Source organism: Apibacter mensalis, assembly GCF_001418685.1.
In the GTDB taxonomy this organism is placed as follows: domain Bacteria; phylum Bacteroidota; class Bacteroidia; order Flavobacteriales; family Weeksellaceae; genus Apibacter; species Apibacter mensalis.
In genome coordinates, this window is sequence record NZ_LIVM01000010.1 from 86,059 (window position 1) to 112,287 (window position 26,229).

The window sequence follows — 26,229 nt, forward strand, 5'->3', positions numbered from 1 at the left end:
TCTGCAAAGATTAAAAAAACAGCTCAAAACAAAATAATTGTTTCGAGCTGCTAATTATACTCAAAATATTTGACAATTATTCTGCCTTAATATCATTTACAATGCTGGCATGTAGAAATTCTCTATTCATTCTAGCTATATTTTCAAGAGAGATTCCTTTTGGACACTCAACTTCACAAGCTCCTGTATTGGTACAATTACCAAAACCTTCTTCATCCATTTTTCTCACCATATTTAATACTCGGCGAGTGGCTTCTACTTTCCCTTGTGGCAGTAATGCATATTGAGAAACTTTAGCAGAAACAAACAACATGGCTGATCCATTTTTGCAAGTAGCTACACAAGCTCCACAACCTATACAAGCTGCTGCAGCAAACGCTTTATCTGCTTTTTCTTTTTCAATTGGAATTGCATTAGCATCAATTGTATTGCCTGAAGTATTTACTGAAACAAAACCTCCTGCATGTTGAATTCTGTCAAATGCTGTTCTATCAACAATTAAATCCTTTATTACAGGGAATGCTGCTGATCGCCAAGGCTCAATAACAATAGTGTCTCCATCATTGAACATTCTCATGTGTAACTGACAAGTTGTTATTCCTCTATCGGGACCATGAGCACGCCCATTTATAAAAAGTGAACACATTCCGCATATCCCCTCACGACAATCATGATCGAATGCCACCGGCTCTTTATCTTGTTCAACTAATTGTTCATTTAGCATATCTAACATTTCTAAAAATGAACTTTCAGTAGATACTCCCTCTAATTTATATTCTTCAAATTTTCCTTTTTGTCCCCTTCCTGCTTGTTTCCAAACTTTTAGTGTTAGGTTTAATAATTTTCCTGCCATTTTTATATATTATTTTACAGGTTATTTATAATTTCTTGCTGCTATTTTAATGTATTTATAATTTAGATCTTCCTTATGCAGAATTTCTTTATTTAAATCTTCCCCGTTATACTCCCAAACGGCTACATAAGAATATTCTTCATCATTACGCAACGTTTCTCCGTCTTCCGTTTGGTATTCAATTCGGAAATGTCCGCCGCATGATTCATTTCTATTTAAGGCGTCCATTGCCATTAATTGACCTAATTCAAGGAAATCTGCTACTCTACCAGCTTTTTCAAGCTCCATATTGATTGTTTTATCGGATCCCGGTACTTTAACATCTCTCCAAAATTCTTTTCTAATTTCTTCAATTTCAGAAATAGCTTCTTTCAAACCTTTCTCATCACGCGCCATTCCTACTTTATTCCACATTACGCGACCTAATTTTTTATGGAAATAATCTACCGTTTTAGTCCCTTTATTGGTAAGAAAATGTTGAATTCTATCTTTAACTTGTTTTTCAGCTTCTTCAAATTCAGGTAAATCTGTGGAAATAGGCCCGGTTCGAATATCATCAGCTAAATAATCGGCAATTGTGTATGGCAATACAAAATATCCATCGGCTAATCCTTGCATTAAGGCAGAAGCGCCTAAACGGTTAGCTCCGTGGTCAGAAAAATTTGCTTCACCGGTTACAAAACATCCCGGAATGGTACTCATCAAGTTATAATCGACCCAAATTCCTCCCATAGTGTAATGTACGGCCGGATATATTTTCATTGGTGTTTCATAGGGATTATCGCCTGTTATTTTTTCGTACATGGTAAATAAGTTTCCATACTTAGCTTCCACTACTTTTTTTCCTAATTTTATAATTTCTTCTTGTGATGGATTATGAATATCCAACTCATTTGCTTTTTCTTTTCCATATTTTACAAATGAAGAAGAAAAATCCAAATAAACTCCTTCTCCTGTAGCATTATTTTCAATTCCAAATCCGGCGTCACATCTTTCTTTAGCTGCTCGTGAGGCTACATCTCTAGGAACCAGATTACCGAATGCCGGATATCTTCTTTCTAAATAATAGTCTCTATCTTCTTCGGCTATCTCAGTAGGTTTTAATTTCCCTGCACGTATAGCCTGTGAATCTTCTAATTTTTTAGGTACCCAAATTCGTCCATCATTTCTTAAAGATTCTGACATTAAGGTTAATTTGGACTGTTGATCTCCATGAACCGGTATACAAGTTGGGTGAATTTGAGTAAAACAAGGGTTTCCGAAGGCAGCTCCTTTTTTATGTATTTTCCAAACTGCTGTACCGTTAGATCCCATAGCATTGGTTGATAAGAAAAATACATTTCCATAGCCTCCTGATCCAATTACGACTGCATGAGCAGAATGTCTTTGAATTTCTCCAGTAACTAAATCTCTGGCAATAATTCCTCTTGCTTTTCCATCTATTACCACTAAATCGAGCATTTCATGTCTATTAAACATTTGTAAACGCCCCTTGCCTATTTGTCTGTTCATTGCAGAGTAAGCACCTAGTAATAATTGCTGTCCGGTTTGTCCTGCTGCATAAAATGTTCTTTGTACTTGTGTTCCTCCGAAAGATCTGTTATCTAATAATCCTCCATATTCTCTTGCAAAAGGTACACCTTGAGCAACGCACTGATCTATAATTGAATTGGATACTTCTGCTAATCTATAAACATTAGCTTCTCTTGCTCTATAATCTCCTCCTTTAATGGTATCATAAAACAGTCTGTATACGCTGTCACCATCATTTTGATAATTTTTAGCTGCATTGATTCCTCCTTGTGCTGCAATGGAGTGAGCACGTCTTGGAGAATCTTGATAACAAAATGCTTTTACATTATACCCCATCTCAGCTAATGATGCTGCTGCGGCACCTCCGGCAAGTCCTGTCCCTATTACAATTATATCTATTTTTCCACGGTTATTGGGTGCAACCAAACGCATATGATCTTTATGATTTTTCCATTTTTCATGGATATCTCCTTCCGGTATTTTTGATTCTAATTTTATACCCATAATAGTATTTTCTTAAAAATAATTTAAATTAAACCATTGCCTTTGAAGTAAAAATAAATTGCAATTGCGGCAAATCCAACTGCGATAAATATAAAATATGTTTTTCCCAGTATTTTAATAATAGGAGTATAAATTTTATGATTAAACCCTACTGACTGGAAAGAAGATGCAAAACCGTGACTTAAATGTAATCCTAAAAATATAAAAGCCAACACGTATAGTAAGGTGTAAACAGGGCTTTTAAATAATTCTGTCACTAATAAATATTCATCTCCTACAGTTCCGAATTTAAGTGGAACAAAATAATTATAAAGGTGCAATAATAAAAAAATTAAAATCAACAACCCTGTATAAATCATAGTTCTTGAATTAAAAGGTGTGTTTGCTGAAAATTGATTTACGGCGTAACGCTCTTTTCCTCTTGCTTTTTGATTTTTGAAGGTTAATACAATACCTAAAAAGATGTGATAAATAAATCCAAAAGCTAACACATATTGCATAATCTGGATTAATGGATTAGTCGCCATAAAATGTGACGCCTGATTAAATATTACTTCTTCTTTAGGTAATAATTTTCCTTCACAATCTGTATTACCTGCAAATAGAGTTAAATTTATCCCTAAATGTACCAGTAAAAAAATCATGAGAAAAAAGCCTGTCAATGCCATCATAAACTTTCTTCCTATGGAGGAAGAGTAAAATCTTGTCATAATATTTTAATGTTTAATTTTGGAATACAAATTTAAAAAACGTCTAATCCTATATGTTATGACTTATATCACATTTTCATCTTTTAGAATGTATCTAAATAATTTATTTCATCTAAATATCATATAAATAAAAAAACTATCTCCTTAAAATAGAGATAGTTTTTTTATTATAATAAATATTTTATAAAATTAATCAGGCAATCTAAATGCCACAGGGACTCTGAAATAGGATCTTACCGGTTGATTATTTACTTTTGCTGGAGTCCACATTTTACTGGTTTTTTTAATAGCCGCAATGGCTACTTCATCTAACCCGTCTCCCAATTTCTTACCGGCAATTTGAACATCGGTTACGCTACCGTCTTTTTCAACTACAAAACGTACGACTATTTTTCCTTCTGTGCCGTTATCAAATGCTCGGTCCGTATATTCCATATAACGAGCAATAAATTTACTTACTTCTTTCAATCCTCCTCCTTTAAATTCTGCTTCTTGATCTACTTGAGTAAATACTTTGTTAGGATCAACCGGTGGAATTGGTGGTGGAGGTGCAGGCGGTACATCGTTTTTAGGACCATGGGATATGGCTGCATCGGTTGTATTTTTTCCTTCTTTGTCTTCTAACCCAATCGCTTTGTCTTTTGTATCTTGTACTTTAGGAACCGTTTCTTCTTTTACCACAACCTTCTTGGGCTCAGGAATTACCATTTTTACCTGAGCTACTTCATCTTGCTGAACGGGCGGCGGTGGGGGCGGCTCATCCTTAGGTTCGAAAATTTCTTCTTGTTCCTCTTCCGGAGTTTGTATATCCGTTAATTCAATACTTACTGCTTTTTGTACTTCACCGCCGTTAGCTTGCCATCTATTATAAATATATAATAACATAACGAATGCAATAAAGATAGCCGTTCCTATAATAAATGCTCTTGTCAGATATTTTCTTTCAGTATTTCTTATCCAATAGGCTCCATAGTCTTTATTTTTATGTTCAAAAACTATGTCGTCTAAAGACTTCATATTATTTTCTGCCATTCTTTTAATTTTTCGTTAGTTATTTACTTTTTCTTTATATACCGCTTTCTCTTTTGAAGAAAGCTCTTTTATTCCGTATCGATCAGAATTAGTAATTTCCATTTCATCTAATATTTCCACCAAGTTTTTATAACTTGAATCATCTGTAGGTTTTATAATCACAGTAAATTTATTTTGATCTGCTTGTTTCTGAGCTCGTAATATTTCTTTACGTATTCCTTCTTTTGAATAGTCGGATTCCATCAGAGTTGAAGCATTTAAATCTCTCTGTTCCTGTTGATGCCAATATATTTTATCGCCTTTTCCTAAAATTATGGTTAATGAATTCTTGGTTTTAATTTCAGGAATACTTGAAGGAGGTATTTCAACCTTGGGTGGCATATTTAAATGCATAATATTAGGTTTACTAAATGTGGTTGTAAACATGAAAAATGTAATTAAAAGGAAACCTAAATCACACATGGGTGCCATATCCACAGTAAGGTTCATCTTTTTAGCTCTTACCTTTCCATCCCCTTTTCCGCTATTACTTGTATCTACGCCTGCTGACATATTCTTCTTTTTTGTTAATGGGTTAATTTAATTACTTTATTCCGGTTTACTTTCGGCAGATGTAATGAGTTGAAATTTATTCATATTCTTCTCTTGTAATCTTGATAAAAGATTTTTAAAGACAGTATATTGGGTATTAACATCGCCTTTAATTCCTAAATCTAATGAATCGCCATCTTTCTTAGCTATTTCTCTAGCTTCAAAAACCCAATCGGTAATTTCAGGTTTTGTACTATCTGCAGGTATACCTTGAACATTCACTGATTCTCTTCGTCCTTCAGGAATATTCAAATATTGCTTAAGACCGGTTATTGATACCCCAAAATCCGTTAATTTTTTAAATTCGCTTTTTTCATCTTCCGTAAAATTAATGCCATACTTCTTTCCCATCGCATCCAGTAAAGGGACTTTATATTTTTCTTCATCCATTGAGAAGTAGTATTTTCCATCCGATGTTATAGATATCTTCATCATTCCATGATCTCTAACTTTAATCTGGGATATAGATGAAGGTGGATCAATGGTAACCGTTTCTTTAGGCTTGAATTGTGTTGTCAAGATAAAGAACGTTAACAGTAACCACGCCAAATCACTCATTGGCGTCATATCTATATGTATACCGTGTCTTTTTGGTTTAACTCTTGCCATATTATTTTTTAAGTTTTTAAAATAATTTTTAATCTTATCCTTTAATTTTCTTTAGTCTCTAAAGAAAATTTGAAACTTAATTAATGGTGAGCAGAAAAAGACTGTTGAATACTTAATCCTATTTCATCAATTTTGAAAGTTAATGTATCAATTCTTGATGTAAAAAAGTTATAAGCAATAATAGCAAGTGCAGAAGTACCAATTCCTAAAGCTGTATTAACTAAGGCTTCAGAAATACCTACTGATAAAGCAGCTGCATCCGGAGAACCTCCTCCTTCTCCTAAGGCAAAAAATGCTTTGATCATACCGATTACAGTTCCCATTAGGGCCACTAATGTACCGATAGATGCTATAGTTGCTAATATAGTCATATTTTTCTCAAGCATCGGCATTTCCAATGTAGTGGCTTCTTCTAATGTCTTATTTAATGACACTAATTTTTGTTCTTTATCTAAAGTAGTATCATTAGCTAATGCTCTATATGAAATTAACCCTTCTTTTACTACATTTCCAATGGAACCTTTTTGCTTATCACATAATGAAATAGCATTATTAATATCGTTTTTATCTAATAATAAACGAATATCATTAACAAACTTTGTTAAGCTATCTGTTCCTTCAGCCTTTCCAATGACAAAAAATCTTTCAATTGAAAATACGATAACCATTAGTAAAAAGGAAATCAAAAAAGGAACGATAACCCCTCCTTTATGGATAATACCCATAAATGTTTTAGGGTCGCTGTCAGTGGTTTCACCTTTAAAATTTGAAGGTGCACCTAGTACGAAGTGATAAATGCATTCTCCTATAGCAATTAAAATAATGATCGTAATAAAAGGATTTAATCCTCCTATTCTAGTCTTTGAATTTGTTTGGGTTAATTGTTGTTTTTCCATCTGATATATATATATATTAATTTTTTAACTAATTGTAAAAATATAATGTAAAATAAATACAAAAAAATTAACTAAGCAATAATTTTTATCTAAGATTTACGAGATGTTGTTAATATTCTGTATACACTAATTGGCCAACATTTATTTTAAATTTATTGCATTTACAAAAAATAATAATATTCAATCACGATTACATATTTTTTAATAATGATTTCATATTCTAACTGCTTGAGGTACTAATATTTCATAATTTCCCTTATATCTCATAATTTCTCGTACTATGCTTGAGCTTATGAATGATTTTCCCGATGACGTTAGTAAGAATACTGTTTCAATTGATTTTTTTGCCAATGTACGATTTGTATGCGCTATAGCTTTTTCAAATTCAAAATCTGCAGGGTTTCTAAGACCTCTAATAATATAAGGAGCCTTTCTTTTTGCACAATAATCAATAGTAAGCCCATCAAAAAAGTCAACTTCCACATTAGGAAATATTTTAATAGTTTCGCGTATCCAATCCATTCTCTTTTCTAAAGGAAACATATATTGTTTATTGGAATTATTTCCTATGGCAACAATAATTTTTTCAAATAAAGGAACAGCCCTCTCTATAATATTAAAATGCCCTAATGTAATTGGATCAAAAGAACCGGGAAATACTGCAACTCTTTCCATTTTTATTTATTTTCAAATCTTTGTATTGCTATAGAAATTTCATTATCTAATAATTCCGAAAAGTCTAAACCTGCTTGTTTAACCTGTTGTGGGAAAATACTAGCCGGTGAACAACCCGGAGTTGTATTAATTTCCAAGAAGTAAGGGATTTCATTCACTATAATAAAATCTAATCTTGAAAACCCGGTCATATTTAATGATCTATATATATGCGCAGCAGCCTCTCGTATGTGTTTATCTTCTTTTTCTGATAGAAGTGCTGGAGTGATTTCTTCAGATGCTCCTAAATATTTAGCTTCATAATCAAAAAATTCATTTTTAGAAATTATCTCTGTAGTATTAATTACAACCACTTCACCTTTGTATTTAATTACACCTACCTGAACTTCTCTCCCTTCTAAAAAACTTTCAACTAATACAGCCTTATCTTCTTTAAATGCAAAATCTAATGCGTTTAAAAAATCCTCCTTTTTTTTCACTTTTGATACTCCCAAACTGGAACCTGATTGATTGGGCTTAACAAAACAAGGTAAATCTACCTTTTTAATAATTGAATCAACATCTATATGATCACCTTTATTTAAATAAACGGATTTAGCTACTGAAACATTAAATTTTTTAAGTACAGATAAAGTATCTCTTTTATTGAATGTCAAAGCAGAATTATAAAAAGAGCATCCTGAATACGGAATATTGAGCAATTCCCAATATGCCTGCATCAATCCATTTTCTCCCGGATTTCCATGTATTGTATTTAAAAGTACATCAAAATGGATTTTTTTTTCATTCCATTGAAAACTAAAATCACCTTTATTTATAGGATATTTTTGATCATTTATAATGACATTCCAACCGTCTTTTAAAATAGTTATTTTAAAAACAGTGTATTTGGACTTATTTATTTGAGTATAAAAATAATCACCGCTTTTTAAAGAAACAATACTTTCTTCAGAATAGCCCCCCATTACAATTCCGACTGTCATCATAAAATTTCAATTATTATAATAGTAATTAATTATTTATATTTAGAGTTAGAACGTACAAAATTAAACATATTTTTAACTAATAAACTATATTATTTTTATTATTTATATATTTGCTTTGTAAAATGTAAGTATGAAATTCTTAAAACTGTTAGGATCTTGGCAATTTTGGTTAAGCATTGTATTAGCTATTGTAATTTTTTTTGGAATTTTACAGGTAACTTTCCTATGGTTAAATACTTACACAAATCATGGTGTACAAGTTGAAGTTCCTAATTTAAATAATCTAACTTTAGATCAAGCAATTGTTAAGCTTGAAAAAAATGACTTAGAGTATGAAATTGATACGTCAAAATATGATCCTAAATATAAATCATATCAAATATTAGATATATATCCGCTGATAGGTTCGCGTGTTAAAAAAGGAAGAAGAATATTTATTCGAGCCAACGCTAAAACATGGAAATTTGTTACTGTTCCTAATGTTATCGGAAAATATAAATACTTAGCTTTTAGTCAATTGAATTTAGTTGGGTTAAAAATTACCGATACTATCTATGAGCCAAGTTTAGCAACCAATACTGTTTTAAAACTTTTATATAAAGGTAAGGAAGTGCAACCGGGTTTAACCTTACCTCGTTTCTCTCCATTAACAATTGTCTTGGCAAAAAGTCTTGCAAAAAATGTTTCTGTTCCTAATTTCATCGGATTAGATGAAGAAACAGCTAAAAACATGATTACGGAAAACCTTTTTTCTATCGGAAATATTACCTATGATGATCCTGCCAGAACTGAAAATAATTACGTATATTATCAAGTTCCTGCACCTTCTTTTATTTATGACCAAGGACAACCTATAGATTTATATCTTAGTGATAAACCTTTAGTTAAATTAAAGGAAAAAATAAAAGAATTAGATCAAACATTTAATATTCATAAATACTCCGATTCCTTGAATAATGTTAATTATTCTCATGAAATTAGCAACTCTGTTATAAATTATAAAAATATAACTTCCTCAACTGAAAATACGACTAATAATACTAACACTAGTGAGAATATTACTCAACCAATCCCTCATCCTAGATATGATCCCCATAAAAAGCCTAAAAGAGTAATATTAGAATAATTAGAACAGCTTTATAAATTTTATGCAAAAACAAGAATTATCAGATAATGAACAATATAGTGATACGGATGAATTATACGAACATTTTAAAATCATTGTTGATAAGGGACAAGGTTCCGTACGCATAGATAAATATCTTGTAAATTTAATCGAAAATTCAACAAGAAATAAAATTCAAAAGGCTGCTCTTGCCGGTAATATTTTAGTTAATAATGTACCTGTTAAATCAAACTATAAGGTAAAACCTAATGATATTGTCTCAATTGTTTTATCTCATCCTCCTCGTGATACTACCATTATACCACAAAATATTTCTTTAGACATCATATTTGAAGATGAAGATTTATTAGTGGTTAATAAAAAAGCAGGAATGGTTGTCCATCCCGGATTCGGTAATTTTGAAGGAACTTTAGTTAATGCTTTAGCTTATCATTTCAGTACTTTACCCTATTTTCAAACGGACTTGGATAAACGTCCGGGGCTTGTACACAGAATTGACAAAGATACTTCGGGATTATTAGTAATCGCAAAAAATGAATTTGCAATGAATCATTTAGCCAAACAGTTTTTTAATAAAACTACTAAAAGAGTGTATAATGCTTTAGTTTGGGGTAATTTTGAGGAAGATGAAGGTACAATTACCGGAAATATTGGACGAGATTTAAAAGACCGCATGCAAATGGCAGTTTTTCCAGATGGTTCTCATGGTAAACACGCTGTTACTCATTATAAAGTTTTAGAAAGATTCAGATATGTTACCTTAGTTGAGTGTCAACTTGAAACCGGCAGAACTCATCAAATTCGGGCTCATATGAAATACTTAGGACATATACTTTTTAATGATGAAAGATACGGTGGAAACATTGTTCTAAAAGGTACTACTTTTACAAAGTATAAACAATTTATCGATAATTGCTTTGAGATTCTTCCTAGGCAAGCCTTACATGCGCGTACATTAGGCTTTATTCATCCAAGAACAAAAAAAGAAATGTTTTTTGAAATTGATTTACCTGACGATATGAAGCAGGTATTGGATAAATGGAGATCTTACATTCATTTTAATCAACTGCAATAAAAAATTTGTATTCACAAGTAAATTAAGATTAAATAGATTTGACATACTTATCATTTTATGAATTATTTGTAAAAATTTTAAAAACATATATGTTCTAATTATATAATATATTTATAATTCTATGATATTTAAACATTTCCCCTACACAAGCATATGCGCTTTTATTTGTATAAAATTATGATAAACATTTTTACGGCAAACAAATACATCTTAGTTAAAAAATATCTAAATATTTTATTTGGATATTTTTAAGTATTTTATCTTTGATACTAGTTATAAATTAATGTTATAAAAATCAATGGATCAAGTATTTTTTTATATCTTTATGAGATATTTTAATTAAATTTTTAATACTTACCCCTCAATTTAATTTAACACACATTAAACTGTAATATCTCTTTATAATAAATAATATAGTAAATTTGTTAAAAAGATCATGAAAAATACCTTATATTCAATTCCTAAAATAAAAAATATTGATACTAATAATTTTACTTTAATTGCTGGACCTTGCATTATTGAAGGTGAACAAATGGCTATTGATATAGCCGGTAAAATTATTGAAATCACTAATAAATTAAGTATTCCCTATATTTTTAAGGGCTCTTTTAAAAAGGCAAACCGATCTAGAGTAGATAGTTTTACAACTATAGGTGAACAAAAATCTTTGGAAATATTAAAAAAAGTTGGTGATACTTTTTCTATACCAACTACCACTGACATTCACGAAAATGAACACGCTAAATGGGCTGCAGAGTATGTGGATGTTTTACAAATTCCTGCTTTTTTGATTAGACAAACCGACTTGTTAGTTGCAGCCGCAAAAACCGGAAAGTATATTACTTTAAAAAAAGGTCAATTTTTGTCTCCGGAAGCCATGCAATTTGCAGCTCAAAAAATACAAGATTCAGGAAATAATAATTATGCTATAATTGATAGAGGAACTTCTTTCGGCTATCACGATCTAATTGTTGATTATAGAGGTATCCCTACCATGAGGCAATATGCTCCGGTAATATTGGACGTAACACATTCTTTACAACAGCCTAATCAAACTACTGGTGTAACGGGAGGCAGACCCGATAGGATTGAAACCATTGCCAAAGCCGGTATTGCCGTTGGTGCTGATGGAATCTTCATTGAAACTCATCCTAATCCTGAAAAAGCGCTTTCTGATGGAGCAAATATGCTAAAGCTTGGTTTACTTGAAAACTTACTTGAAAAATTAGTAAAAATTAGAGAAGCTATTAGATAAACATACGGTTAAGAACTTTATTTGAAATTTAAAGGCATATCAAAACTTATTTTTTTCATATTATTTAATAGAATTAACTAGAGCATTAGGGTAATATTTTTAGAGTGTTTTTCATTAAATTAATTGATTTTTATATCAAGCTTACTATATAAATTTAATTTTTAAAAACCTTTTATTGTTTTGGTTTATAATTACATAATTGAAAATGATTGATTAATGTAAAAAATACGTTTTGTTATAAGTAAATTTGCAGTGACAATACAGAAAATGCCAAGTAATACTCTAATACAGAAATATAATGTACCCGGCCCCAGGTATACCAGTTATCCGACTGTGCCTTATTGGGATGAGAAAAATTTTTCTTCCGAAAAATGGATTAAAACATTACAACAGTCTTTTATTGAAAGTAATAGAAGAGAAGGAATTAGTTTATATATTCATTTACCATTTTGTGAAAGCTTATGTACTTTTTGTGCTTGTAACAAACGTATCACCAAACAGCATAATGTTGAGTTAATATATATTGACTCTCTTTTAAAAGAATGGCAATTATACTTAAATATATTATCTGAAAAACCCATTATAAAAGAATTGCATTTAGGAGGAGGAACCCCCTCATTTTTTTCTCCTGAAAATCTTACGTATTTATTAAAAAATATTTTTTCTAAAGCAGCAATTCACCCTAATAAAGAATTTAGTTTTGAAGGTCATCCCAATAATACCACCCGTGAACATCTTCAATCGTTATACAATCTAGGTTTTAAAAGAGTAAGTTTTGGTGTCCAAGATTACGATTCTAAAGTACAACAAGCTATTCATAGAATTCAACCTTTAAAAAATGTTAAAAAAGTAACTGAATTAGCTAGAGAAATAGGATATGAAAGTATAAGCCATGATTTAGTGTTCGGATTACCTTTTCAAGATTTAAATAAAGTTATACATACCATAAGCATGACTGAATTAATGCAACCTGATCGAATCGCATTTTATTCTTATGCTCATGTTCCTTGGATCAAGGGGGTCGGACAAAGGGGGTTCAAAGATGAAGATTTACCTAGCGGAGAAGTAAAAAGAGAATTGTATGAAAGAGGTAAAGAGTTACTGGAAAAAATGGGATATTTTGAAATAGGAATGGATCATTTTTCTTTAAAATCTGATTCCTTGTACCAATCTATGTTAAATAGAAAAATACATAGAAATTTTATGGGATACACCTCCTCTTCTACTCAAGTAATGATTGGTTTAGGGGTTTCTTCCATTTCAGACAATTGGTATGCGTTTGCTCAAAACCTAAAAACTATTGAAGAATACTATCAAAAAGTTAATAATCATGAACTTCCTGTTTTTAGAGGCCACATATTAAGTGAAGAAGATTTATTTATTAGAAGGCATATACTCAATTTAATGTGTTTGTTAGAAACCCAATGGGAAAATGAGATTATTGAAAAAAATTATCCTGAAATTATTGAAAGGTTAAGGGTATTTGAGGCAGACAATCTTATAAAACTATCTGACAATTCGTTGATTATTAAAGAAAATGGTCGTTCTTTTATTCGTAATATTTGTATGGCTTTCGATTTGAGAATGATGAAAAATGCACCTCAAACCAAATTATTTTCAATGACTGTTTAATTTTGAAATGATTTTATTATCGAGAATTTATTTATATAAACTTGATTTTTTTAAATTATAAATCTTCCTTATTTAAAATATAAAGTGTAGGTTTAACGTGAAAAAGAGAATAATTCATTTCTTCTCCGGTTATATAAATTTTGGAATCTGTTACGGCTATTGCTTCTGTTTGCCCTAAAGATGCTGTTAAACCTATAAGTGTTTGTTTGGATTTACCATTAAAAAACTTATGATCATTGAAGTCATAAAATTTCCAAACATAGGCTGCTTCTTTGGTATATCCTATTAAATATAAAATATTATTGTAGATATCGGCTCCGGTTATTAAACATTCCGTATTAAAAGTTTCTATCTTTTTTGCAATTTTAGGTTTTGAAGAACTTTCTAAATCCAATTCATAATGAGTGGTGTGAAAATCTCCCCAACGTTTTGTAAATAAATGAAGCTTATTTTTATAATAAATAAACGCTTCGCAGTCAAAATTTGTTTTAAAATTGCCAAGGTTCTCGTATTCTTTCTGATCTTCGAATGTAAATTGAAATTTACCTGATAGGGCTAATTCATCAGGGTGAGAAGCAAAATTTGGCAATACTACCCAATATACAGTTAAATCTTTTCGAATACCTAAATTATTTCCAAAATCACCTATAAAAAGAGTATCTCCTTTACGGGCCAGTTCTTCCCAATCAACATTTTTTACTCCTTTAATTTTTAATGTTTGAACTATTTTTCCATTTTCAGAACTTAATTTATAAATTTCAGCGTCTCCCCCACTATCATTACAAGTATATAGAAAGTCTTTATAAAACTCAAGAGCAGAAGTTTCATTTATTTGGGATGAAAGAGTATACGTTCCGGGATGTTCGGATATATCTAAAATATTCTTCTCTACTTGCCCGCATAAAACTATTGAAACCAAACAAAAAGATAAGGTAATTAATTTAATCATAACTTGTTAGAATACTTATAATTTTTATTACTGATTTATGTAAACTATTATCTTATTTATACAGTGAGCACTCTATAAAGATCACAATAATTTTAATTATATATTTATAACTATTTCTTAGTTTAAATGACTTTTCTAACTTATAATTTCTTTAAGCTCTCTTTTAAAATAGAGATTTTTTCCAGTGTGTCGAACCGTTTCTTTTTTTCCATATCAACCACTTTTTGAGGAGCTCCATTCACAAATTTTTCATTAGATAATTTTGCATTCACACTTTTCAAAAACCCTTCTAAATAGGCTATATCTTCTACTATTTTAGCTTTTTCTGCCTCCATATCAATGGTTTGTGTAAAAGGTATGGCAAATTCCAATTTACCGACTAAAAAAGTATAAGATGGTTCATTTTCATCAAGATGATCATTTATTTCTGAAATAGTAGCTAATTTTTTTATAGTTGCAATATTTTCCAGCCTATGATTGCCTTTACATATAAGTACAAGGGCTTCTTTCGGGGAAATTCCTTTTTCGGAACGGAAGTTTCTAATACTTGAAATAATTTCTTTGGTTACTTCAAAATCAGATATTATGGATTCATCAAATATTTCTTCAGAGACTGATGAAGCTATAATGAGACTTTCTTGTACCTCCCTTTCTTTAATTGTTTGCCAAATCTCTTCAGATATAAAAGGCATAAATGGATGTAACAATTTTAAAAGATCCTCTAAGATAGCTATAGTTTCTAAATACGTTTTTTTATCAATGTCTTCACCATATGGAGGTTTAATTGCCTCTAAATACCAAGAACAATAGTCATCCCATACAAGCTTATAAATGCTCATTAAAGCATCAGAAATTCGATATTTTTCAAAATCTGCATTTATTGATGTAACTGTTTTAGCTATTTTATTTTTTATCCAAGAAATAGCTTCTTTACTTTCAATAGTTTGATGTTTAGATGAATCGACATTCCAAGATTTTACTAATCGAAATGAATTCCAGATTTTATTGGAAAAGTTTCTTCCTTGTAAACACAAATCTTCATCAAACATAAGATCATTTCCGGCAGAAGAACTTAACAACACTCCTACACGTACTCCGTCTGCTCCATATTCCTCTATCAGTTTTAATGGATCGGGAGAGTTGCCAAGCTGCTTAGACATTTTTCTTCTTAGTTTATCTCTTACAATCCCTGTGAAGTAAACATTTGAAAAAGGCGTTTCATTTCTGAAAGCATATCCAGCCATGACCATTCTGGCAACCCAGAAAAATATAATATCCGGTCCGGTAACTAAGTCTTGTGTCGGATAATAATAATTGATTTCTTTATTGTTCGGTTCATTTATTCCATTGAAAACCGAAATAGGCCATAACCAGGAAGAAAACCAAGTGTCTAATACATCTTCTTCTTGCCTTAATGTATCAAATGTTATGGCAGAATTTTTTTCTAGAGCTAATTTTAAAGCTTCCTCTTTAGTTTGAGCTATTACAAAATCATTTTCACCTTCACCGTAATAATAAGCCGGAATTCTATGTCCCCACCAAAGCTGACGAGAAATATTCCAATCGTGAATATCTTCCAACCAATTTTTATAGGTAGTTACGAATTTTTCCGGATATAGCTTAAGTTTCTCATTCAATACTGCATCTAGTGCAGGTTTAGCAAAATCCTTCATTTTCATAAACCACTGTATCGAAATTTTAGGCTCAATAACCGCTCCGGTTCTTTCTGAAGTCCCAACTTTGTTTACATAATTTTCTTCTTTTTCAAGAAGATTTTTTTCTTTCAATTCTTTCGAAATTTCCTTACGTACTATAAATCTATCTTTTCCCTTATAATGCAATCCGTAATCATTTAAAGTAGCATTTTCATTAAATATATCAATGGTAGCTAATTGATGCTTTTTCCCCAGGTTATAATCATTAATATCATGAGCCGGGGTTATTTTTAGAACTCCAGTTCCAAATTCCATATCTACATATTCATCTTCAATAACGGGAATTTCTCTATTACAGATAGGTACTATAACGTTCTTTCCTTTTAAATATTGGTATCGCCCATCATTGGGATTAATACAAAGGGCAGTATCTCCGAATATAGTTTCAGGTCTTGTTGTGGCAACGATTACATAATTATCTTCATGAGCTACTTTATATCGTAAAAAATATAATTTACCATTTTGTTCTTTATAAATTACCTCTTCATCTGATATATTTGTTTTCGCTTCCGGATCCCAATTAATCATTTTATTGCCTTTATAAATATATCCTCTATTATAAAGATCAACAAAACATTTAATTACAGAATTATATAAATCCTTATCAAGTGTAAATTTAGTTCGATCCCAATCACAAGAACATCCTAATTTTTTTAATTGTTCCAATATGATTCCACCATGCGTATGTGTCCATTCCCATGCATGTTCTAAAAATTTTTCTCTTCCAATGTCAAATTTACTTATACCCTGTTCTTTTAGCTTGTTTACCACTTTGGCTTCAGTGGCTATGGAAGCATGATCAGTTCCGGGTATCCAACAGGCATTATATCCCAACATTCGAGCACGTCTTATTAAAACATCCTGAATAGTATTATTAAGCATATGCCCCATATGTAATACACCTGTAACATTGGGTGGAGGAATTACAATAGTATATGGTTTTTTCTCATTAGGTTCTGAATGAAAAAAATTGTTAGCCATCCAAAATTTATACCACTTATCTTCAACATTTTTAGGAGAATATTTTGCTGCAATTTCTGACATGAATTCTTATTTTTGAGAATGAATACAAAGGTACTATTTTATTAATTTTTTTAAAAAAATTATATTGTGTATATACTGAAATAGGATTTTCAAAGCTTGAAAATCCTATTTACATTTGTTTTGCAGTTTATAACTTGTTTCAACTGTTTGATAAAGTTATAATTTCCAAAATTAAACTTATTTTTATATGATTACTTTATCTTTTATAAATCTCAACTATAAATTCATTTATAATTATTTATAATTTTAATTCTTTTTTACTATTATTCTGTTCTTAATGCCTCTATTGGCTTAATTTGTACCGCTCTTTGGGCGGGAATAAGCCCAATAAATAATCCTAAACTTACCATTAAAAATAATGCTGCCAATACGTTCCAAATATTTACCGTTGGGTTATAAAACGGAAATTTAGGATTGGCATCTCCCATAAACGAGCTCATACCTATTAAAAGTAATACTCCTAATATAAATCCAAGTAGACCGGAAAGTACAGTTAAAAATACGCTTTCCATAAGTATTTGAGATCTAATCTCACCCGGTTTGGCACCTAAAGCTCTACGAATACCTATTTCTAAGGTTCTTTCTTTAACTGTTATTAATAATATATTAGAAATAGCTACTACTCCGGCAAGAATAGTTAAACCACCCACAAACCAGGTAAGTATTTGTAATCCTTTTAAGAAATTTGTTAATTTTCTAAAGTTCTCAGCAAAATTCCAAGCACCAAAAGCTTTTTCATCTGTGGGAGCTACATCATATTTTTTTCTCAAAGCAGCTTTGATCTTTTCTTCAACTACATTTACATTGTATTGAGGTTTAATGGAAATTACCATCCAATTAACTCTATCTCCTTGGTTGTATATCTTTTGATAGGTGTTGAAAGGAATGTAAACCACATCTTCCGGTAAAAAACCTGAATTTGGGTTTCTATAAACTCCCACTACTTGAAAATAAATTCCATTAATTTTGATGTATTGCCCTATAGCATTCTCATTATTGTTGAATAATTGCTCATAAACTTCTTTACCGATTATTGTAACCTTTTTCTTCTGAATATCATCTTCATCATTAAGTAATCTTCCCGTAATCAATTGTTTCTTTTGTACTTTGGAAACGGAAGCAAAATCACCAAAAACTGTAAAATTTTTACTCTTATTTTTTCTATTAATAACACTTTGTTGTGAAGAAGCAGCATTCCTAGGAACTACAAAATCAATTTCAGGAACTTGTTTTTTCAAATATTCAACATCATCTAAATGAATGGTTAAATCTCTTCCTCGCGGATATCCCTTATAAGGCTCTCCTGTTGAACCTCCCCAAAGAAATATACTGTTGGTTGCATATCCGTCAAAAATTTTATAAAAACCATTTTCAGCGCCCTTAGCAGCTCCCAGAAGAAATACATACAGAAACATACCCCATGCCACACCTATCATAGTTAAAATAGTGCGCAACTTGTTTTTACTGAGACTATAGTAAATTTCAACCCATGTTTCTCTATCTAAAATTTGCATTTGTATAATATATTTAATTTCAATAAATAGTTTAGTCTGATCTTAATGCTTCAATTGGTTTGATTTTTGCAGCTTTTCTAGCCGGAATGAATCCTGCTACAGTTCCAAAAGTTATTAATGAGACCGTTGCAAAAAATATTAATTCTTTACTTACTGAAGGATCAACTATAAGATAGGTAGAGAGATTATTTCCAATTAAATACAAAGCTAAACTACCTAAAATAACTCCTGAAATACCGGATATAACCGTAATAAAAATTGATTCTTGTAAGATAAGCCAAACTATGCTAAATGGACGTGCACCTAAGGCTTTTCGTATCCCTATTTCTTTAGTTCTTTCTTTAACTATATAAACCATAATATTACTAATACCGATAATTCCGGCCATTATTGTACCAAAACCTATAAACATAACTAAAGAAGAAATCACAGTAAAAAACGAGTATGTGTCTTCCATATTTTGAGCTCTGTTTCTTATAATCAACCCTGTCTTATCAGAGGGCGATATTTTTAGCTTAGATTGTAAACTTTTTTTAATATCATCTCCTAACTTTACAGCTATGCTAGGTTTCATATCGGATAGATAAGCTACATCAATTTGACTTACTTGATTGGAATTTTTTTTGATACTTTGTAGTGTTGATATGGGGATATAAATAATTCTTTCATCATTATCTCCACCTTCATCGTAAAAAATACCGACAACTTTATAATTAATTCCTCCAACATTGATATATTTACCTAATGCTTTTTCATTTTTAAAAAGGTCTTTTTCAACTAAACGACCTATAACAGCAATTTTTGTTTTATTAACTATATCCGATTGATTTAAAAAGCGGCCCGAAGTAATAATGGCTTTTTCAATATATTGCTTATCCGGATAGGTTGCCTGAACTGTATATACACCTGATGAAGTTCTATAAGTTACATTTTCGGGCTGAGTTATGGTTGCTGTTTTAAATTCTAAATCTTTATCATATTCTTTCTTAACAAGATCTAAATCTTCATTTTTAAGAGTAATATCCCTATTTTGTTGTAATCCTAAATACGCTTCTGTAGTTTTCCCGGGAATAATATTAATAGTACTGGATGAATCCAATATAAATTCTCGCGAAAAACCATTTTTTAATCCATTACCAAATCCGAAAAGGATTATAAAGATAAATAAACCTAATGATATTGTAAAACCTGAAAGAAAGGTTCTTAATTTATTCTGCTTGATGGAATAAAATATTTCCTGCCAGCGATCTATATTAAACATAGTTAATAAATTATACTAAAACCTCTTGATTAATAAATTCATCTCTTTCAATTATCCCATCTTTTAAATGAACTACCCTTTTGCATTGTTTAGCCACCTCAGGTTCGTGTGTAACTATTAAAATAGTTTTACCTTCATTATTAATTTTTTGTAAAAATTTTATTACATCATAGGTGGTTTGACTATCTAATGCACCAGTAGGCTCATCGGCTAAAATAACTTTAGGATGGGTAACTAACGCTCGTGCTATCGCAACCCTCTGTTTCTGCCCTCCTGATAATTCATTGGGCATGTGATCTGCTCTATCATCCAATCCTACCCTTTCTAAATATTCCATAGCTCTCGAATTTCTTTGAGAACGTTTTACTTTTTGATAATATAGGGGAAGTGCGACATTTTCCATAGCATTTTTAAAGCTTATAAGGTTAAAGGATTGGAAAACGAAGCCTAAAAATTTATTTCTATAATCTGCAGCTTTTGATTCACTTAAATCTTTTTCAATTTTAACCCCATCTAACAGATACTCTCCCTCATCAGCATAATCTAATATTCCAAGAATGTTCAATAAGGTAGATTTACCTGATCCGGAGGACCCCATAATAGCAACCATTTCTCCTTCTTCTATTTCAAGATTAATTCCCTTTAATACATGTAATTTATTATGACCAATGTCATAATATTTATGTATGTTTTTCAATGAAATCATGTCGTTTGCAATTGTAGTTACTAATTTGTATATTTTAACTGATAAATGTTACATATACCAGTAAATTTAGAAGGGTTTATTTGATATATGAATACTATTATATATAAATAAAATGCTAGGTGAATTTTAAAGATATTTAAAGTAAATGTAAAATATTTCTTAGCATAAATAGTAAATCAATAGTAATAAATAAAGATAATATTTAATAAATAATTCTTACTATGATTGCGGATTATTCAATTTAAAGTTATAATTCATTACTAGAAAATACATTTAAAAAAAGATATTTATATAAAAAAAGAGATCTTAAATAAGATCTCTTTTTTATAATAAAATAAAAATATTTTAATTAGAAAGAGATGAAACTTCAACTGAACTGTCAATCTTTTTTATTAAACCTTGTAAAACTTTACCGGGACCGGTCTCTGTAAATACATAGCAATTATCCTGAATCATATTACGAATTATTTGAGTCCAGTTTATAGGAGAAGTCAATTGTTTTATAAGATTTTCTTTTATTTCATTTATATCGGTTACGGCTTTACTAGTATAATTCTGATATATAGGAACGCTAGGGGTATTAAATTTAGTTTTTAGAATAACTTCCTCCAATCTTTTTTCGGCACTCCTCATAAGCGGAGAATGGAAAGCCCCACTTACCGGTAACAAAATTGCTCTTTTAGCACCTTTTTCTTTTAAAATTTCACAAGCTTGTTGTACGGCAGATGTATGCCCGGATATCACCAGTTGCCCAGGACAATTATAATTTGCCGGAACCACTAAATTATTTTCAGTGGAAATTTCTTGACATACTGATTCCACTATTTCTTCTTCCAAACCTATAACCGCTGCCATAGATGAAGGATTTTCTTTACATGCCTCTTGCATTGCCAACGCTCTTTCGTACACCAATTTAAGACCATTATCAAAAGAAAGAACTCCATTCCCTACTAACGCAGATAATTCTCCTAAGGAATGGCCTGCAACCATTTCGATTCGTGCATTTTCATTTACTTTTGCGGAAGCTATGGAATAGATAAAAATGGCAGGTTGGGTTACTTGGGTTTGCTTAAGTTGCTCTTCTGTTCCCTTAAACATAATATCAATGATATTAAACCCTAATATATCATTAGCAGAGTTCATCATTTCTTTAATATCTGCTCTGCTCTCATATATTTCTTTTCCCATGCCTGGAAACTGAGAACCCTGTCCGGGAAATACTAATGAATTCATTAATTTTTTTTAATATTAAGTATTTATTGTTATATTTTATTTTAATAATTGAATGATTCTAGCTTCTTGATTTACCCAAGCTCCATTTTTATTAATTTTTCTAAAAGAATACTTATTGCTGACTTGTTTACTTTCCGCTTTCATCATTGAATTAGATAAATTACCTTTTTCATCAACACGACTTAAAATATCGTATGTAACATCAAATCCTGTAATTGCATACTTATCTGGAAAATTGCAATATTTTTTCTTATATAAATTAATCATTTTTTGTTCATTAAAACCAAATTCATTTACATAATTAGTATCTAAATATAATAACCCGAAATTTAAAAGCTTTTCTTCATATTTTTTATTGTCAAATAAAGGAGAGTAAAATAAAGAAATAGGTTGTATCTGATTTGATTCTAACTTAGTTATACTATCTAAATATTTTGTAATAATTGAATTTTGGGTGGAGATCAATATGGCATAAATTTTATTATATTCATCTGTAACCAAATTTTGATCCGATTTAATATCATCAGCATTTTTTGTTAAAACAACCTCAGCATTACTTTTTTTATCTTTAATTAATGATTGTAAAAATTCTGCGGTTTTGAAATGCTCTTCATCATATAAAATATACATTTTTTCACCTGAATATTTTTTTAATATTTCATCTGTCAATTTTTCAACTAAAATTTGATCTTTAGTGTTATATAAAATTAAATTTCCGTGCTCATCTAAATCATCACTTGAAGAAAAGGGTGAAATTATTGGAATTTTTTTAATTTTATCTGCAATTGTCAATAAATTAGATTTAAATAAGGGACCAATTATTAGATTTGTATTTGAAAAGTCATAAGTATCTATAATTTCCCTGAATTTATTATCATTACTTGTGTCAAAGATCCTAACATGTATTTTTTTTCCTTTATTAGATAAGGAATCTAATGCTGTTTTAGCTCCGGAATAAAATTGAGTAGCTATTCTTCTTTCCGCATTAATGGAAGATTCCCCCGTATGAAGTGGTAAAAATAAAACTACATTAATACCGTCTTTTTTTAATTCATAATTAGCTATATTTTCAGTTTGATTTTTAGCTACAGGTATTTGTACATTTTCATCAGATTGTTTTTTATTTAGGTCATCAATTTCCTGATTATTTTGATTTTCGAAATTTTCATTCTTGCTGTTTTGTAATTTCGTATCGTTAGCTAAATCGGATTCTCTTTTATCTTTTACATTAATTTCCTCCTTTGAATTTGAATCATTTATATTACTATTTTCCTTGTCATGTTTGTTTTCACTATACACATGACTGTAAGTATTTGAGTTTTCTGAAGAGGAATTTTTAGGTATTTTTAGTACTTCTCCAATCTTAGGACCTTCCTTACTCATATTAGGATTAAGACTTTGTATAGTTTTAATGGATGTATGATATTTCTTACTTAGTCCGTATAGGGTTTGTTTAGGTTCAATGGTAATAAAAAAATAATTTATATTTTGTGCATCGTCACTATTTTGGATATTCGTGATAGCATTGGAGTTTGAATATTCATTTGCTTTAGATGTAGCTTTTTCATCCGGAATAGTAAGTATTTCCCCAATCTGAAGGGTACGGTTATTTAATTGAGGATTAACTTTTTTTAAATCATCAATAGAAACATTATACTTTTTACTTAAACCATAAAGTGTTTCTTTCGCTAAAACAGTATGTATTTTTTGTTGCGAAAGCATCAAGGAACTTATAAATAATAATAGCAGCGTATGAAATTGCTTTTTCATTTCTAAATAACTTTGATGCAAATGTAATTAAATTATTTATTTCCCTTTTTCTAAATTAAATACTGATACTATACTTTGAAATTCATTGATTTCTTTATATATTCGAGCTAAAAAATCAGATCCTATTATGGCATAATAAGATGAGAAATTAAAAATTCTTTCCTGCCAAGTACCCATCGGAAATAACTCTTCGTGCAAATTTTCAAAATTGCAAACAATTTCTTTATGTTTTAGTCTATTGGCCTTATAGAAACGTTGATTAATTTTTTCCAATCCATTGAATTGTTTTTTCTTCTGAGCAAGAATCATATTTTTCCAACTGGGATTGGTATTAGCAGATTCTATCAATAGATCATCAAATATGCTTTCTAACCGACTTTGATATTTTGAAAAATCAAACATATATGAAGATTTTTTTTCTACTATGGTGTTAATAATTTTTTCCTTCTGAAGAAATAAATCATTGATTTTCCATGACAGCCTTTTCATTTTACTCTCTTGAACCTCATTAATTAATAAAAATGAATTTCTTGGAACCAGTATAGGAAAAGGAATGTTTTGTGTAATAAAATAATCTTTTAATTCCAACCAATAAGCGATTTCTGCATTTCCACCAATGTAAGCTACATTAGGTAATAGAACTTCTTGATATACTGGCCTCATTAATGCATTAGGGCTAAAATTTTCAGGATGTTCATCAATTTCTTTAAGTATTTCCCTTTCACTAAAATTTTTACAGCTTCCTAAAATATAATAGGTACCATTGGTTTCATCTATACGATTTCTTTCCCAATTTTTATGATAAAAAAAATTAATTTTTCTTGGATTAACCTGTATATTATAATGGTTAGATTTTAATTTTTTAATGGTACTTGAAATTATTTGAAAGGACCTTTTTTCCGTAATATCATCTTTAACAAAAGGTATAAACAATTTTTTTAAAGATTTACTATTGCCATCAATAAAAAGTAGTCCATATTCTTTAAACAATTCATGCACTAAAATTCGAGTTGCATCAGATAGATTAGCAGCGGAAAAATAGGATTTTTCAATAATTTTTCTTACTTCTTTACCAAATGGATAATATTTTAATTGCTCATAAAAATCAGATAAAATTTCTTTTAAGCCTTTAGTTGATATTTCGCCTACAAAATCACGATGCTTTTCATTCCAATGTATTATATTTTTATTAAAATAAAAATGATTAATCTCTTCAAAATCATGATCTTCTGTTGCCATCCAAAAAATAGGAATAAAATTAAATTTACTTTGATATTTATTCATCTCATCACATAATTTAATGGCGTGTAAAATCTTATATATAAAATATACAGGTCCTGTCATTAAATTAAGTTGATGACCGGTTGTAATGGTTACTGAATTAGCTAAACTAAGGTTATTTAAATTTGTTTTTTGCTTGTCAGACAACTTTAATTTTTCCAATTGTTTTTGTAATTCCTTAACGAGCTTTTCCTTATGAATATAACTAGAAGTTTTTTCTTTTGCCTGAGAAAGTAACGATTCAGGAGACAAATTTCTTCCATAAAAAGGTGTTGTACTTTCCTTTTTATTAATATAATCTTTAATTAATGGATTAATTCCTGGAATATCGGCAATGTTAATTTGATTTTTCACAATTCAAATTTACAATAATTTTTTTTCAGATAAAACTATACTCATTGTTTATAATTGCAAATATCGTTCTTATCATATGATTTTTATTTTTTTAATTTAATTATAAAATAATTGTGCCAAATCATGGAAATAATTATGTTATAAACCTTTTACTTACTCGCATGATATTGTATTATTAATAAAAATTTCACATTATCAGTAACTAATCTATCCATCAAATGGTAAATTCATTTTAATTATTAAATTCTTATATTATATAATTAAATTACTTTTTATAACTTAAAAGGTTACAACCTATAATCGAAATAGTCTAAAAATTTTTGATAATCCTTTATATCCATATCATTAAAAAAATCATAAACCAATTTTAGAATTTGTTGAACACTAAAAATCATCAGCTCTTTTATGCATACATTATCAACAATAAAAATAATTTATTAAAAAATAAACCCTTTCATATCTCTTTATAGAATAAATTAATTATATTTACCCCTATATATTAAATAAAATAAATTTTAATTTTATAATTTAACTTAAATAAAAAGCCCATGAACCCTTTGGATAAAAAGAATTCGGAGAGTCTTAACAATGCGAAAGATTTAGAAGAAAATTCAGCCGATTCCTTGGGAACTTCCCATACGCTTGATCCCTTAAAAAAAAATATAACCAACTTCAGCGAGATATCCCCTAAATATGCAGATATACCCGATGATTTGCTGTTTAAATCTTCAAATAATTTCACACTTACGCCTCCCGAGGTTTTGGAAAAACAAATCAAAGATGCCGCTTCCCAATTTTATGCCAAATATGGGGGAGATTGGGCCTCTCAACTTAAAAATTCTCATATTGTTTATGCAGCTATTTCTATTGACGGAAATGAAGTGTTAAACGACAGCCATTTCGCCCTTACGTTACACCAGAAAAT

22 protein-coding genes are annotated in these 26,229 nt (G+C 29.9%); 5 read left to right on the forward strand and 17 right to left on the reverse strand.

Annotated elements, in window-relative coordinates:
- Nucleotides 1-76: 76 nt before the first annotated feature.
- From ASC36_RS08000 to ASC36_RS08040, 9 genes are all read right to left on the reverse strand, one after another.
- Entirely contained in the window at nucleotides 77-853 is a 777-nt protein-coding gene (locus ASC36_RS08000) for a succinate dehydrogenase/fumarate reductase iron-sulfur subunit (protein ID WP_055425977.1), read from the reverse strand.
- Nucleotides 854-874: 21 nt separating this feature from the next.
- Nucleotides 875-2,890: a fumarate reductase/succinate dehydrogenase flavoprotein subunit gene (locus tag ASC36_RS08005; RefSeq protein ID WP_055425978.1), complete on the reverse strand. Its 2,016-nt coding sequence runs from the start codon at nucleotides 2,888-2,890 to the stop codon at nucleotides 875-877.
- A 23-nt stretch (nucleotides 2,891-2,913) separates the two neighbouring features.
- Nucleotides 2,914-3,600 (reverse strand): succinate dehydrogenase cytochrome b subunit, encoded by a 687-nt coding sequence (locus tag ASC36_RS08010; RefSeq protein WP_073961249.1) that lies wholly within the window; start codon nucleotides 3,598-3,600, stop codon nucleotides 2,914-2,916.
- A 189-nt stretch (nucleotides 3,601-3,789) separates the two neighbouring features.
- Nucleotides 3,790-4,632: an energy transducer TonB gene (locus tag ASC36_RS08015; protein WP_055425979.1), complete on the reverse strand. Its 843-nt coding sequence runs from the start codon at nucleotides 4,630-4,632 to the stop codon at nucleotides 3,790-3,792.
- 15 nt (nucleotides 4,633-4,647) lie between these two features.
- Nucleotides 4,648-5,184, reverse strand: a complete 537-nt coding sequence (locus tag ASC36_RS08020; protein WP_055425980.1) for a biopolymer transporter ExbD — start codon at nucleotides 5,182-5,184, stop codon at nucleotides 4,648-4,650.
- A gap of 36 nt (nucleotides 5,185-5,220) precedes the next feature.
- Nucleotides 5,221-5,832: an ExbD/TolR family protein gene (locus ASC36_RS08025; protein WP_055425981.1), complete on the reverse strand. Its 612-nt coding sequence runs from the start codon at nucleotides 5,830-5,832 to the stop codon at nucleotides 5,221-5,223.
- Nucleotides 5,833-5,912: 80 nt separating this feature from the next.
- On the reverse strand, nucleotides 5,913-6,728 hold the full coding sequence (locus tag ASC36_RS08030; protein ID WP_055425982.1) for a MotA/TolQ/ExbB proton channel family protein: 816 nt from the start codon (nucleotides 6,726-6,728) through the stop codon (nucleotides 5,913-5,915).
- A gap of 213 nt (nucleotides 6,729-6,941) precedes the next feature.
- Nucleotides 6,942-7,403, reverse strand: a complete 462-nt coding sequence (coaD, locus tag ASC36_RS08035) for a pantetheine-phosphate adenylyltransferase (protein ID WP_055425983.1) — start codon at nucleotides 7,401-7,403, stop codon at nucleotides 6,942-6,944.
- Nucleotides 7,404-7,405: 2 nt separating this feature from the next.
- Nucleotides 7,406-8,389: a D-alanine--D-alanine ligase gene (locus tag ASC36_RS08040; RefSeq protein ID WP_394331993.1), complete on the reverse strand. Its 984-nt coding sequence runs from the start codon at nucleotides 8,387-8,389 to the stop codon at nucleotides 7,406-7,408.
- 130 nt (nucleotides 8,390-8,519) lie between these two features.
- Between ASC36_RS08040 and ASC36_RS08045 the strand changes: the two genes are divergently transcribed.
- From ASC36_RS08045 to hemN, 4 genes are all read left to right on the forward strand, one after another.
- The gene (locus tag ASC36_RS08045; RefSeq protein ID WP_055425985.1) at nucleotides 8,520-9,515 is read left to right on the forward strand and encodes a PASTA domain-containing protein; all 996 of its coding nucleotides are present in this window, start codon (nucleotides 8,520-8,522) and stop codon (nucleotides 9,513-9,515) included.
- Nucleotides 9,516-9,537: 22 nt separating this feature from the next.
- On the forward strand, nucleotides 9,538-10,590 hold the full coding sequence (locus tag ASC36_RS08050; RefSeq protein ID WP_055425986.1) for an RluA family pseudouridine synthase: 1,053 nt from the start codon (nucleotides 9,538-9,540) through the stop codon (nucleotides 10,588-10,590).
- 436 nt (nucleotides 10,591-11,026) lie between these two features.
- Nucleotides 11,027-11,845, forward strand: coding sequence for a 3-deoxy-8-phosphooctulonate synthase (kdsA, locus tag ASC36_RS08055; RefSeq protein ID WP_055425987.1), 819 nt, complete (start codon nucleotides 11,027-11,029; stop codon nucleotides 11,843-11,845).
- A gap of 267 nt (nucleotides 11,846-12,112) precedes the next feature.
- Nucleotides 12,113-13,477, forward strand: coding sequence for an oxygen-independent coproporphyrinogen III oxidase (hemN, locus tag ASC36_RS08060; protein ID WP_055425988.1), 1,365 nt, complete (start codon nucleotides 12,113-12,115; stop codon nucleotides 13,475-13,477).
- 55 nt (nucleotides 13,478-13,532) lie between these two features.
- On the opposite strand, the gene ASC36_RS08065 is transcribed toward hemN, so the two are convergent.
- The 8 genes from ASC36_RS08065 to bshC all read right to left on the reverse strand — a co-directional run bounded on the left by ASC36_RS08065 (nucleotide 13,533) and on the right by bshC (nucleotide 25,304).
- On the reverse strand, nucleotides 13,533-14,426 hold the full coding sequence (locus tag ASC36_RS08065) for a hypothetical protein (RefSeq protein ID WP_055425989.1): 894 nt from the start codon (nucleotides 14,424-14,426) through the stop codon (nucleotides 13,533-13,535).
- Nucleotides 14,427-14,566: 140 nt separating this feature from the next.
- Nucleotides 14,567-17,185, reverse strand: coding sequence for a valine--tRNA ligase (locus ASC36_RS08070; RefSeq protein WP_055425990.1), 2,619 nt, complete (start codon nucleotides 17,183-17,185; stop codon nucleotides 14,567-14,569).
- Between the two features lie 263 nt (nucleotides 17,186-17,448).
- A complete protein-coding gene (locus ASC36_RS08075; protein ID WP_055425991.1) occupies nucleotides 17,449-18,699 on the reverse strand; it encodes an ABC transporter permease in 1,251 nt (416 codons plus the stop codon).
- A gap of 31 nt (nucleotides 18,700-18,730) precedes the next feature.
- The gene (locus ASC36_RS08080; protein ID WP_055425992.1) at nucleotides 18,731-19,960 is read right to left on the reverse strand and encodes an ABC transporter permease; all 1,230 of its coding nucleotides are present in this window, start codon (nucleotides 19,958-19,960) and stop codon (nucleotides 18,731-18,733) included.
- Nucleotides 19,961-19,970: 10 nt separating this feature from the next.
- Nucleotides 19,971-20,666 (reverse strand): ABC transporter ATP-binding protein, encoded by a 696-nt coding sequence (locus ASC36_RS08085; RefSeq protein ID WP_055425993.1) that lies wholly within the window; start codon nucleotides 20,664-20,666, stop codon nucleotides 19,971-19,973.
- Between the two features lie 345 nt (nucleotides 20,667-21,011).
- A complete protein-coding gene (fabD, locus tag ASC36_RS08090; protein ID WP_055425994.1) occupies nucleotides 21,012-21,899 on the reverse strand; it encodes an ACP S-malonyltransferase in 888 nt (295 codons plus the stop codon).
- Between the two features lie 36 nt (nucleotides 21,900-21,935).
- Nucleotides 21,936-23,669, reverse strand: coding sequence for a LysM peptidoglycan-binding domain-containing protein (locus tag ASC36_RS08095; protein ID WP_055425995.1), 1,734 nt, complete (start codon nucleotides 23,667-23,669; stop codon nucleotides 21,936-21,938).
- 36 nt (nucleotides 23,670-23,705) lie between these two features.
- A complete protein-coding gene (gene bshC, locus ASC36_RS08100) occupies nucleotides 23,706-25,304 on the reverse strand; it encodes a bacillithiol biosynthesis cysteine-adding enzyme BshC (protein WP_055425996.1) in 1,599 nt (532 codons plus the stop codon).
- A gap of 548 nt (nucleotides 25,305-25,852) precedes the next feature.
- Here bshC and ASC36_RS08105 point away from each other — a divergent pair.
- Nucleotides 25,853-26,229 (forward strand): hypothetical protein (locus tag ASC36_RS08105; protein WP_141656234.1); only part of this gene is annotated, 377 nt, incomplete at its 3' end.